Consider the following 12875-nt stretch of genomic DNA (forward strand, 5'->3'; position numbering starts at 1 on the left):
ATGGCCGCGCCGGACACGCCGCTCGTGCTGATCGCCGCCGGGGGAACCGGCGGCCATCTGTTTCCCGCCGAAGCTCTCGCGACCGCGCTCGGGCGGCGCGGCATCGCGGTCGACCTCGCGACCGACGCGCGCGCGGCCCGCTATGCCGGGCACTTCCCCGCGCGCCGGCTGCACGTGCTGCCGGCCGACACGGTGCGCGGGCGCTCGCCCGTGGCGCTGGCGCGGACGGCGCTCGCGCTCGGCACCGGCGTCCTCAAGGGCTTCGCACTGATGCGCTCGCTGAAGCCGGCGGCGGTGGTCGGCTTCGGCGGCTATCCCACCGTGCCGCCGCTGCTCGCCGCCGCCTTCGCCGGCCGGCCGACGCTGATCCACGAGGCGAACGCGGTGATGGGCCGGGCCAATGCGATGCTGGCCTCGCGGGTCAGCGCCATCGCCACCGGCTATCCCGACATACTGAAGGGCAGCCCCTCGCTCGCCGCCAAGGCGCACCACACCGGCAACCCGGTCCGCCCGGCGGTGATCGCGGCGGTCGCGCCGTTCGCGGCGCCGGAGCCGGGCGGGCGGTTCGAGCTGCTGGTGTTCGGCGGCAGCCAGGGCGCGCGGGTGATGAGCGAGGTGGTCCCCGCCGGTATCGAGCGGCTCGACCCGGCGCTGCGCGGCCGGCTCTCCATCGTCCAGCAGGCGCGGCCGGAAGATCTCGATCAGGTCCACGCCACCTATGCCCGCCTCGGCGTCGCGGCCGAGGTGGCGCCCTTCTTCGACGACCTGCCCGCCCGCATGGCGCGCGCCCATCTCGTCATCGCCCGCTCGGGCGCCTCGACGGTGGCGGAGCTGTGCGTGATCGGGCGCCCGTCCTTCCTCGTGCCGCTGCCGGGGGCGATCGACCAGGACCAGCTCGCCAACGCCTCCGCGCTCGCCGGCGCGGGCGGGGCGGCGCTGGTGCCGCAGGCCGAATTCACCCCGGAGAGCCTCGCGACCCGGATCGCCGCGCTGATGGCGGAGCCGGCGGAGCTCGCGGCCATGGCCGCGGCGGCGCACCGGCTGGGACGGGCGGACGCGGCCGAGCGGCTGGCCGAGCTCGTCATCCGCACGGCGGGCCTCGATGGCTAGCGACACTACCATAGGCGGGATGACGTACCGGACGGCCTCGTCTATTGCTGCGCGCCCGGAAATTGTGCCCGCGCGAACCTCGCGCACAGGCCGAAGGAAGATCGCATGAAGCTCCCGCTCTCGCTCGGGCCCATCCATTTCGTCGGCATCGGCGGCATCGGCATGAGCGGCATCGCCGAGGTGCTGCACAATCTCGGCTATACGGTCCAGGGCTCGGACGTCGCCGAGAGCGCCAATGTGAAGCGCCTCGTCGAGAAGGGCATCGCGGTGCATGTCGGCCACCGCGCCGAGAACATCGACGGCGCGGAGGTGCTGGTCGTCTCCTCCGCCATCAAGCGCGACAACCCCGAGCTGGTGGCGGCCCGCGCGCGGCGCCTGCCGGTGGTGCGCCGGGCCGAGATGCTGGCCGAGCTGATGCGGCTGAAGAGCTGCGTCGCCATCGCCGGTACCCACGGCAAGACCACCACCACCTCGCTGGTGGCGACGCTGCTCGATTCGGGCGGCTTCGATCCGACCGTCATCAATGGCGGCATCATCAACGCCTACGGCACCAATGCGCGGCTCGGCGATGGCGAATGGATGGTGGTGGAGGCCGACGAGAGCGACGGCACCTTCCTCAAGCTGCCGGTCGAGGTGGCGGTGGTCACCAATATCGACCCCGAGCATCTCGACCACTTCAAGACCTTCGAGGCGGTGCAGGCGGCGTTCCGCAGCTTCATCGACAACCTGCCCTTCTACGGCTTCGCGGTGATGTGCACCGACCATCCGGTGGTGCAGGACCTCGTCGGCCATGTCGAGGACCGGCGCGTCATCACCTATGGCGAGAACCCGCAGGCCGATGTGCGCCTCGTCGACATCGACCTGAAGGGCGGGCGCTCGCGCTTCGGCGTGCTGTTCCGTGATCGCGAGGGCCGGGTGGTGCACGAGCTGCGCGAGCTGGTGCTGCCGATGCCGGGCAAGCACAACGCGCTCAACGCCACCGCCGCCATCACCGTCGCCCATGAGCTCGGCGCCACGGACGAGCAGATCCGCTCGGCGCTGGCCGGCTTCGGCGGCGTGAAGCGGCGCTTCACCCGCACCGGCGAGGTGAACGGCGTGACGATCTTCGACGATTACGGCCACCACCCGGTGGAGATCGCGGCGGTGCTGCGCGCCGCGCGGGCCTCGACCGACGGGCAGGTGATCGCGGTGGTGCAGCCCCATCGCTACACCCGGCTGCAGTCGCTGTTCGACCAGTTCGCGACCTGCTTCAACGATGCCGACCACGTCATCGTCGCCGATGTCTATGCGGCCGGCGAGACGCCCATCGCCGGGGTCGACCGCGACCACCTGGTCGAGGCGCTGCGTGCGCGCGGCCACCGCTCGGTGACGGCGCTGCCGGGGCCGGAGGCGCTGGCGGGGATCGTCGGTTCCCTGATGAAGCCGGGCGACTACGTCGTCTGCCTCGGCGCGGGCAGCATCAGCCAGTGGGCCTATGCCCTGCCCGAACAGCTCACCGCCCTGCGGGAGAGCGCGGCGTGAGCCTTCCCGACATCACGCCCGAGCTTGCCGCCGGCATGCCCGGGCTGCGCGGGCGCATGCTCGCGCACCAGCCGCTGGCGGACCTCACCTGGTTCCGCGTCGGCGGGCCGGCGCAGGTGCTGTTCGCGCCCGCCGACGAGGACGACCTCGCCTATTTCCTGGCGCGGCTGCCGGGCGAGGTTCCGGTGACGGTGATCGGCCTCGGCTCCAACCTCATCGTGCGCGACGGCGGCGTGCCCGGCGTCGTCATCCGGCTCGGGCGCGGCTTCAATGCGATCGCAGTGGAGGAGGGGTATCGCCTGCGGGTCGGCACCGCGGTGCCGGACGTGAAGGCGGCGCGGGCGGCGGCGGATGCGGGGATCGACGGGCTCGCCTTCTATCGCGGCATTCCCGGCGGCATAGGCGGCGCGCTGCGCATGAATGCCGGCGCCCATGGCGGGGAGACGAAGGACGTGCTGGTCGAGGCGCGGGCGGTCGACCGCGCGGGCAATGTCCGCGTGCTCGGCAACGCCGATTTCGGCTACAGCTACCGCCATTCCGACGCGCCGGCGGACCTCGTCTTCACGCAGGCGCTGTTCCAGGGCCGGCCGGGCGAACCTGCGGCGATCCTCGCCGAGATGGAGCGAATCACCGCCGCGCGGGAGGCCTCGCAGCCGATTCGCGAGAAGACCGGCGGTTCGACCTTCAAGAACCCGCCCGGCCACAAGGCCTGGCAGCTCATCGACGCGGCGGGCTGCCGCGGGCTGATGCGCGGTGCGGCGCAGATGTCGCCGATGCACTGCAATTTCATGATCAACACCGGCGGCGCCACCGCCGCCGACATCGAGGCGCTGGGCGAAGACGTCCGCGCACGCGTGAAGGCCCATTCCGGCGTCGGGCTGGAGTGGGAGATCAAGCGCATCGGCATTCCGGCGGACTAGGCGCCGCGGCCCCTGCGGCCGGCGCACGAGGAGAAGAGCATGGCGAAGCATGTCGCCGTCCTGATGGGCGGCTGGTCGGCGGAACGCGAGGTGTCGCTGAACTCGGGGGAGGCCTGTGCGCAGGCGGCCGAGAGCGTGGGCTACCGGGTCTCGCGCGTCGATGTCGGCCGCGACATCGCCAGCGTGCTGGCCGAGCTGAAGCCGGACGTGGCGCTCAACATTCTGCACGGCCGCCCGGGCGAGGACGGCACCATCCAGGGCATCCTCGAGATCCTGCAGATCCCCTACAGCCATTCGGGCGTGCTCGCCTCGGCGCTGGCGATGGACAAGGCGCAGGCCAAGATCATCCTCGCCGAGAACGGCATTCCGGTGCCCGAGGGGCGCGTGGTCTCCCGGCTCGAGGCGGCGCGCGGGCATGTGCTGGAGCGGCCCTATGTGCTGAAGCCGGTGCGCGAGGGCTCCTCGGTCGGCGTGTTCATCGTCCCGGAAGACCAGGAGCACCCGCCGCAGGAGCTGAATCGCGACGACTGGGCGTATGGCGATACCCTTCTCGCCGAGCGCTACATCCCCGGATTGGAGCTCACCTGCGCCGTGATGGGCGATGAGGCGCTCGATGTCATCGAAATTCAATCCGACCTAAGGTTCTACGATTACGAAGCAAAATACGCTCCGGGCGGTTCCCGCCACATTCTCCCGGCACAAATTTTACCGAATGTTTACCAAAAGGTACGGATGCTAGCGGTTAAGGCGCATCGCGCGCTCGGCTGTCGGGGCATCAGTAGGTCGGACTTCCGTTATGACGACCGGACCGGGGACGAATCCGGTTTGGTCTGTCTGGAGGTGAACACCCAGCCCGGAATGACCGAGACGTCGCTTGTGCCCGAACTCGCGGCCCATGCAGGCTATTCGTTCGGTGAGCTGATACGATGGATGGTGGAGGACGCCTCGCTCGACCGCTGAACCCCAGGCAGAAGCCTGCGGGCGGGCGCGTCGGTGCGGCATCTGAGGATTCGGGGCGGACGGTTGCGCGGGGACGTGGTTCCCAGGCGGCGCCGGCTGCCGTGTCTCGGCCTGCGGCCAGGGCCCGTTCGGCGGGACCGGGCCGCACGCGATTCGTCGACCGCGCCATCATCGGCGGTCGCCGGTTCTTCGTCGGCCTCTCCGCCTCGCGCGTCGTGAACCGCGGCGCCGGCATCTGGCTGGTCGCCCTGCTGTTCGCCGCCACCGGCATTTACGGCCTCGAGCGCGGTGGCCACATGCCCGCCGCCATCGAGACCGCCCGCGACGTGGCCGATACCGGCGCCAACCTCGTCGGTTTCCGGATCGCCAACGTCAACCTGAACGGCCAGAGCCACGTCTCCCCGGGCGAGATCCTCGCCACGGCGGGCGTCAAGCCGACCTCCTCGCTCCCGTTCTTCGACGCCGAGGGCGCGCGCCAGCGGCTCGAGCAGCTTGCCTGGATCAAGCGCGCCACGGTGCAGAAGCTCTACCCCGACCGGCTCGACATCCAGGTGGTCGAGCGCGAGGGCTTCGCGCTCTGGCAGAAGGACGGCAAGATCAACGTGATCGCCCGCGACGGCACCATCATCGCCCCCTATTCGGACGACCCCCGCTACATTCGCCTGCCGATCGTGGTCGGCGAGGGCGCCCAGTCCCACGCGGTCGAGATCGTCGACGCGCTGAGCCTGGTGCCGGGCGTGCGCGACCAGGTGCGCGCCGCCATCCGCGTCGCCGACCGCCGCTGGACGCTGAAGATGGGCAACGGCATCGACGTGCGCCTGCCCGAGCGCGGTCTCGACGACGCGCTGCAGCAGCTCGCCGTGCTCGACCGCGACAAGCAGCTTCTCAGCCGCGACGTCACCATCATCGATCTGCGCTTGCCCGACCGCGTGACCGTCCGCCTCTCCGACGCCGCCTATGAGGCACGTCAGGCCGACCTCAAGGCCCAGGCCAAGGCGAGGAAGGGGAGCAGCACATGATGCGGTCGTATTTCGAGATCGCGCCGAAGATGCGCCCGCTCGCGCCGCGCCGCAGCGGCGTGGTGGGCGTGCTCGACGTCGGCACCTCCAAGATCGTGTGCATGATCGCCCGGCTGAAGCCGCGCGAGAGCTCTAGCCTGCGCCGCCGGACCCACTCGATCGACGTGCTCGGCATCGGCCACACCAGCGCCCACGGCATCAAGGGCGGCGCGGTGATCGACATGGAGCGGGCCGAATACGCCATCCGCCGCGCGGTCGACGCCGCCGAGCGCATGGCCGGCGTGCAGATCGCCTCCGTGGTGGTGTCGATGGCCGGCGGGCGCCTGTCCTCCGAGCACTTCGCCGCCGAGGTCGACCTGCCCGAGCCGGCGGTCGCGGAAGGCGACATCCGCCGCGTGCTCGACGCAGCCTCCACCTTCGCGGTGGGCGAGGGGCGCACCATTCTCCACGCGCTGCCGGTCGGCTACGCGCTCGACGGCGTGTCGGGCATCGGCGAGCCGCGCGGCATGCTCGGGCGCCGGCTCGGCGTCGACCTCCACGTCATCACCGCCGACGGCGCGGCGGTGCGCAACCTGCTGCTGTGCATCGAACGCTGCCATCTCGGCGTCGAGGCGATGGTCGCCGCGCCCTATGCGGCCGCGCTGTCGACCCTCGCCGACGACGAGGCCGAGCTCGGCGTGACGCTGATCGACTTCGGCGCCGGCACCACCACCGTCTCTGTGGTCGAAAACGGCCACTGCGTGCATGTCGACGGCATCGCGGTCGGCGGCCAGCACGTCACCAACGACGTCGCGCGCGGCCTTTCCACCCGTCTCGCCGACGCCGAGCGGTTGAAGAGCCTGCATGGCGGCGTGCTCGCCATAAGCGCCGACGAGCGCGAGATGCTGACCGTGCCGCCGATCGCCGACGACCATCACGACCTGCCGCGGGTAATCCCGAAGTCGCAGCTGCTGCGCATCATCCGCCCGCGGGTGGAAGAGGTCATCGAGCTGGTGCGCGACCGGCTGGTCGCCTCCGGCCATTCGGCCGGGGCCGGCCGGCGCATCGTGCTCACCGGCGGCTCGGCCCAGCTCACCGGCCATGCCGAGCTGGTCGGCAAGGTTCTCGGCGGGCAGGTGCGCATCGGCCGCCCGCTCGGCATCTCCAAGCTTCCCGAGGCGGCGCGCGGCGCCACCTTCGCCGTCGCCACGGGGCTTCTTGTCTATCCGCAGGTTGCGGGGCTCGAGCATTTCGAGGCCCGCCGCCGTCGCCTCTCCCACGGGGAGGAGAGCGGGTACTTCTCGCGCGTTGGCCATTGGCTGCGGGAGGCCTTCTGACGTGTTCCATCCAATCCGCGCCGGCGGAACCGGCACCATAGTGATCGAGACGGGACGAGGGCCCGCCGGCGTTAGGGGACAACAGCAATGACGATCAACCTCCAGGCACCTGACATCCGCGAACTGCGCCCCCGGATCACCGTGTTCGGCGTCGGCGGCGCCGGCGGCAATGCGGTCAACAACATGATCACGGCGGGTCTGTGCGGCGTCGACTTCGTGGTCGCCAATACGGACGCGCAGGCGCTGACGCTTTCCAAGGCCGAGCGCATCGTGCAGATGGGCGTCGCCGTGACCGAGGGCCTGGGCGCCGGCTCGCAGCCGGAAGTCGGGCGCGCGGCCGCCGAGGAGGCGCTGGACGAGATCCGCGACCACCTCGCCGGCGCGCACATGGTGTTCATCACCGCCGGCATGGGCGGCGGCACCGGCACCGGCGCCGCGCCGGTCATCGCCCGGGCGGCCCGCGAACTCGGCATCCTCACCGTCGGCGTGGTGACCAAGCCCTTCCACTTCGAGGGCCAGCGCCGCATGCGCATCGGCGAGATGGGCATCTCCGAGCTGCAGAAGGGCGTCGACACCCTCATCGTCATCCCGAACCAGAACCTGTTCCGGGTGGCCAACGAGCGCACCACCTTCGCCGACGCCTTCGCGATGGCCGACCAGGTGCTCTATTCGGGCGTCGCCTGCATCACCGACCTGATGGTCAAGGAAGGCCTGATCAACCTCGACTTCGCCGACGTCCGCGCCGTCATGCGCGAGATGGGCAAGGCGATGATGGGCACCGGCGAGGCCTCCGGCGAGAAGCGTGCCCTGCACGCGGCGGAGGCGGCGATCGCCAACCCGCTGCTCGACGAGGTGTCGATGCGCGGCGCCCGCGGACTGCTCATCTCCATCACCGGCGGCAAGGACCTCACCCTGTTCGAGGTGGACGAGGCGGCGACCCGCATCCGCGAGGAGGTCGACCCGGACGCCAACATCATCCTCGGCGCCACCTTCGACGAGACGCTGGAAGGCCTGATCCGCGTGTCGGTGGTCGCGACCGGCATCGACCCGGCGGTGATCCCCGAGCAGATCCCGCACAGCTTCTCCAACCTCGCCGACATCGGCGGGCGCCGCATGTCGAATGCCGGCCGCGCCGCCGTCGAGGCCCGCCGCGACGCCGCCCTGCACTCGGTCGCCGCCGCGCTGACCGAGGAGGAGGAAGCCTATGCCGCCTCGGAGGAGAGCTACGAGCCGACCTACGCCGCCCACGCCGCCGACGACCACGTCTATGGCGAGCCGGACCGCGCGCCGGCCGCGATCGACGAGGTGACCATCCGCCAGCTGGCGCCCAAGCCCGCGCTCTACGCCGAGCCGGAAGCCCCGGCGGTGAGCGAGGCGGCCTATGAGGACGAGACGCTCGAGCCGTTCATCCCGCCGCAGGCCGAGCGCCCGTCGCCGCGCATGCCGCGCGTCGACGAGCTGCCGGTGCCGGCGCAGAACCAGATCCGCGCCGCCCGCGGCGAGGCGCCCGAGCACCACCAGAACGAGAAGAAGCGCATGACGCTCCTTCAGCGCCTCGCCAATGTCGGCCTCGGCCGCCATGCCGAGGAAGAGGAGGAGGTCGACCCGCCGGCGGACATGCGTCCGGTGGTGCGCCGCGCCCCGCAGGCCGAGCCGCGCGCCCTCGCCGAGCGCCGTCCCGAGAGTTCGGAATTCGCCAAGCGCCCGGCCGCGCCGCGCCCGATGGACGCCCATGGCCGCCCGGTCGCGCCGCGGCCGGCGGACGACGATCACCTCGATATCCCGGCCTTCCTCCGCCGCCAGGGCTGAGGTGCTGGCGGGCTGGCATCCCAGCCTGTAACAAAGCGATGGCGCAATGCAGCACCCGGGTCGCGAGGCCCGGGTGTAATTCATTGATTGTAAAGGATTTTAGACTCTACTGCGGCAGCGAGGCCACAGTAACAGAGCGTAATCAAGAGTGAGTTGGCGCCACCCGGGGGCGTCGATATGGTCCGGACAACGAAAAGCCGTCGCGGGATTCGGTTCCCGGAACGTTAATGGCGGTTAACTGTGTTGTTTTTTGGAGAGGGGAGCGGACGCGTAACGAAGTCCGTTCTGGGGTCCGGAATGAATGCTGTAGTGCAAACCACTCTTGCCGATAGCGTCGCCCTTTCGGGCGTCGGCGTGCATTCGGGCAAGATGGCGCGGTTGAGCATCGCTCCCGCCGACGCCGACAGCGGCATCGTCTTCCACCGTTCCGACTCCAACCAGTCCGTGCGGGCCTGCCGCAGCGCCGTGCGCGGCAGCGACCTCGCCACCGTGCTGCGCGATTCGAGCGGCCCTGCGGTCTCCACTGTCGAGCACCTGCTCGCCTGCTTCTCCGGCCTCGGCATCGACAATGCCCGGGTCGAGATCGACGGGCCGGAAGTGCCGATCCTCGACGGCAGCGCCGACGAGTTCGTCGCCGCCCTCGACGAGGTCGGCGTGATCGAGACCGGCACCCCGCGCCGCTATCTGCGCGTGCTGAAGCCGGTGCGGGTCGAGACCGAGACCGCCTTCGGCGAGCTCTCGCCCTACGACGTCGGCTTCCGGCTGGAGGTCGAGATCGATTTCGACCACGCCGCGATCGGCCGCCAGCGCTACGCCGCCACCCTGTCGCCGGACGTGTTCCGCAAGGATCTGGCGCGGGCGCGCACCTTCGGCTTCTTCTGCGATGTCGAGCGGCTGTGGCAGGCGGGCTTCGCGCTCGGTGCCTCGCTCGACAACACGATCTGCCTCGGCGACGACGGGGTGATGAACACCACCGGCCTGCGCTACGCCGACGAGTTCGTGCGCCACAAGGCGCTCGACGCGGTGGGCGACCTCGCGCTCGGCGGCCTGCCGATGATGGCGCGCTACCGTTCCTATCGCGGCGGCCACAAGCTCAACTTCGCCGTGGTCGACGCCCTGCTGTCGGACCGCTCGGCCTATGAGATCGTCGAGGCCCGCCTGCCGGCCCGCCGTTCGGTGCGCGGCACGGCCGATGTTGCCGCCGTCGCGGTGCCCGCCTACGCCCCCGAGCTCTGAGCGTCCCGCCGGCGTCCTTTGCGCCGTCCTTCCTGTGCCGCGCCTCGTGCCGGATCGCCCGCCCGGGCCGGCCATCGGGCGGCAGCCATGATGCCCGCCCGGTCTTTTCGGCTTGCCCTCGTGCAGCAGCCACGTTATCGCCGCCATAATGCGGTCGGAAAGCGGCTTTAGCGCGTAGATGCGCGCCGGCCGGGCGACATCGACAAGATCGGGATCGATATCTGTGATGCGTCTTCTCTCCTTCGCCCGTCCCGACCTCTCCTCCTCCCGGGACCAGGCGCGGCGAAAGCGTGCCGCCGGCCTGCTGGCGGTGCGGCTCGCGGGCCTCGTCCTCGTCGGGGCCAGCCTCGGCGGCTGCGCCAGCATGTTCGACACCGACAAGGAAGAGAAGATCTACCCGGACGTGCCGGCCGAGCAGCGCTACAATGAGGGCCTGACCCTCATGGAGAAGGAAGATTACGGCGAGGCGATCCGCCGCTTCGAGGATGTCGACCGCCAGCACCCCTATTCGGAGCTGGCGCGCAAGTCGATCCTGATGATCGCCTACATCAACTACAACCAGGGCAATTACGACGAGTGCATCGCGGCCGCGCGCCGCTATCTGGCGCTGCATCCGGGCTCCGAGGATGCCGCCTATGCCCAGTACCTGATGGCCTCGTCCTATTACGATCAGATCCCCGACGTCTCGCGCGACCAGGCCCGCACCCAGCGCGCCATCGACGCGCTCGACGACGTCGTGCGCAAATATCCCGATTCCGAGTACGCCGTCAGCGCCAAGAAGAAGCTGGAGGTCGCCCGCGACCAGATCGCCGGCAAGGAGATGCTGGTCGGGCGCTACTATCTCGAGCAGCGCAACTATGCCGGCGCGATCAACCGCTTCAAGGTGGTCGTCACGCGCTACCAGACCACGCGCCATGTCGAGGAGGCGCTGTACCGCCTGACGGAAGCCTATATGGCGCTCGGCGTCATCAGCGAGGCGCAGACCTCCGCCGCCGTGCTGGGCTACAATTTCCCGGAGAGCTCCTGGTACAAGGACGCCTTCAAGTTGGTGCAGTCGCGCGGCGTCGACCCCAAGCTCAACGAGGAATCCTGGATCGCCAAGGCGTTCAAGGGCGTCGGCCTCGGCTGACGGGCCGCCCGATCGGCCCGCGCCGCGCCGGCCGGCCCCGCATTGCGGGCCTTCTATCCGGCCAGTCGTGGCATTCTCGAACAGAATAAGAACACCGGTGCGTCCGCGCCTGCGACCTGCTAAAAGGGGCGGGCTCGCCGTACCCTGCGGATTCGTTGTGGAGCGTCACGCATGCTGGCCGCCCTGTCGATCAGGGACATCGTCCTCATCGAGCGGCTCGACCTTTCCTTCCTGCCCGGCCTGACCGTGCTGACCGGCGAGACCGGCGCCGGCAAGTCGATCCTGCTCGACGCCTTCACCCTGGCCCTCGGCGGGCGGGGCGACGGGGCGCTGGTGCGCCACGGGGCAGGGCAGGGGCAGGTGACGGCCGAGTTCGACATCGCCGCCGACCACCCCGTGCGGGCGCTGCTGGCTGAAGCCGGCATCGACGATGACGGCGCGCTGGTGCTGCGGCGGATGCAGCACGCGGACGGGCGCACCCGTGCCTTCGTCAACGACCAGTCGGTGAGCGCGCAGATGCTGCGCAGCATCGGCCGGCGGCTGGTCGAGATCCACGGCCAGCATGACGACCGGGCGCTGGTCGACGCCACCTCGCACCGCGCGCTGCTCGACGCCTATGGCGGCCTCACCGGCCGTGCCGAGGAGGTGGGGGGCCTGTGGCGGGGCTGGCGCGAGGCACGCAAGGCGGCGGCGCAGGAGAAGGCGCGGCTCGACGAGGCCGCGAAGGAGGCGGACTATATCCGCCATTCGGTCGAGGAGCTGAACGCGCTGGCGCCCGAACCCGGCGAGGAGGACCGTCTCGCCGACCGGCGGGCGGAGATGATGCGTTTCGAGAAGATCGCCAGCGACCTCAACGAGGCGCAGGAGGCGGTGGGCGGTGCCGCCTCGCCGATCCCGGGCCTCGCCGCCGCCGTGCGCCGGCTGGAGCGCCGCGCGGGCGAGGCGGACAAGCTGGTGCGCCCGGCGGTGGAGGCGATCGACGCCGCGCTCAACGCGCTGGACCTCGCCCGCACCCATCTCGACGAGGCACTGCGCGAGGCCGATTTCGACCCGCTGGAGCTGGAGCGGATCGAGGAGCGGCTGTTCGCGCTGCGCGCGGGGGCGCGCAAGTTCTCCTGCACGGTCGAGGACCTGCCGGCGGTCGCGGCGCGCTTCGCCGACGACCTCGACGCGCTCGACCACGGCGCGGAGGCGCTGCGGGCGCTGGAGGCGAAGGCGCAGGAGACCGAGGCGGTCTATCGCGCGGCGGCGCGCGACCTGTCCGGGCGCCGCCATCTCGCGGCGGCGGCGCTCGACGCGGCGGTGAATGCCGAACTCGGGCCGCTGAAGCTCGAGCGCGCGCGCTTCATCACTCAGTGCCAGAGCGACGAGGCCGACGAGCAGGCCGACGGCTTCGACCGGGTCGAGTTCTGGGTGCAGACCAATCCCGGCACGCGTCCCGGCCCGATGATGAAGGTCGCCTCCGGCGGCGAGCTCGCCCGCTTCCTGCTGGCGCTGAAGGTGGTGCTGGCCGACAAGGGCTCGGCGCCGACGCTGGTGTTCGACGAGATCGACACCGGGGTCGGCGGCGCGGTGGCGGACGCGATCGGCGCCCGCCTCGCCCGCCTCGCCGAGCGCTCGCAGGTGGTGGCCGTGACCCACGCTCCGCAGGTGGCGGCGCGGGCGGGCCACCATTTCCGCATCGCCAAGGAGATGGTGGCGGAGCAGGACCGGGTGGCGACCAGCGTCGCTCCGCTCGCTCCCGACCACCGCCGCGAGGAGATCGCGCGCATGCTCTCCGGCGCCGAGATCACCACCGAGGCGCGGGCGGCGGCGGAGCGGCTTCTCAAGAGCGCCGAATCCGCTACATAGCCTC

General features: G+C 70.8%; 10 protein-coding genes. All 10 read left to right on the forward strand.

Annotation, left to right across the window (positions count from 1 at the left end; all coding sequences use genetic code 11):
- On the forward strand, nt 1-1110 hold the full coding sequence (murG, locus tag NVS83_RS15520) for an undecaprenyldiphospho-muramoylpentapeptide beta-N-acetylglucosaminyltransferase (RefSeq protein ID WP_258740140.1): 1110 nt from the start codon (nt 1-3) through the stop codon (nt 1108-1110).
- Between the two features lie 105 nt (nt 1111-1215).
- On the forward strand, nt 1216-2631 hold the full coding sequence (gene murC / locus NVS83_RS15525) for a UDP-N-acetylmuramate--L-alanine ligase (protein WP_258740141.1): 1416 nt from the start codon (nt 1216-1218) through the stop codon (nt 2629-2631).
- Nucleotides 2628-3551, forward strand: a complete 924-nt coding sequence (gene murB, locus NVS83_RS15530; protein WP_258740142.1) for a UDP-N-acetylmuramate dehydrogenase — start codon at nt 2628-2630, stop codon at nt 3549-3551. Before murC ends, murB begins: the two co-directional genes overlap by 4 nt.
- Before the next feature lie 39 nt (nt 3552-3590).
- The gene (locus NVS83_RS15535) at nt 3591-4511 is read left to right on the forward strand and encodes a D-alanine--D-alanine ligase (RefSeq protein ID WP_258734661.1); all 921 of its coding nucleotides are present in this window, start codon (nt 3591-3593) and stop codon (nt 4509-4511) included.
- 101 nt (nt 4512-4612) lie between these two features.
- Nucleotides 4613-5530 (forward strand): cell division protein FtsQ/DivIB, encoded by a 918-nt coding sequence (locus NVS83_RS15540; protein WP_258740143.1) that lies wholly within the window; start codon nt 4613-4615, stop codon nt 5528-5530.
- Nucleotides 5530-6846 carry a cell division protein FtsA gene (gene ftsA, locus NVS83_RS15545; protein WP_258734663.1) on the forward strand — a complete coding sequence of 439 codons (1317 nt, stop codon included), beginning with the start codon at nt 5530-5532 and terminating at the stop codon, nt 6844-6846. The genes NVS83_RS15540 and ftsA overlap by 1 nt, the downstream gene beginning before the upstream one ends.
- 87 nt (nt 6847-6933) lie before the next feature.
- Entirely contained in the window at nt 6934-8655 is a 1722-nt protein-coding gene (gene ftsZ, locus NVS83_RS15550) for a cell division protein FtsZ (protein ID WP_258740144.1), read from the forward strand.
- 297 nt (nt 8656-8952) lie between these two features.
- Entirely contained in the window at nt 8953-9891 is a 939-nt protein-coding gene (gene lpxC / locus NVS83_RS15555) for a UDP-3-O-acyl-N-acetylglucosamine deacetylase (RefSeq protein ID WP_258740145.1), read from the forward strand.
- 226 nt (nt 9892-10117) lie between these two features.
- Nucleotides 10118-11020, forward strand: coding sequence for an outer membrane protein assembly factor BamD (locus NVS83_RS15560; RefSeq protein WP_258740146.1), 903 nt, complete (start codon nt 10118-10120; stop codon nt 11018-11020).
- Between the two features lie 171 nt (nt 11021-11191).
- Complete coding sequence (gene recN / locus NVS83_RS15565) at nt 11192-12871, forward strand: DNA repair protein RecN (RefSeq protein ID WP_258740147.1); 1680 nt, start codon at nt 11192-11194, stop codon at nt 12869-12871.
- Nucleotides 12872-12875 lie beyond the last annotated feature (4 nt).

Source organism: Ancylobacter mangrovi (assembly GCF_024752335.1).
GTDB lineage: Bacteria > Pseudomonadota > Alphaproteobacteria > Rhizobiales > Xanthobacteraceae > Ancylobacter > Ancylobacter mangrovi.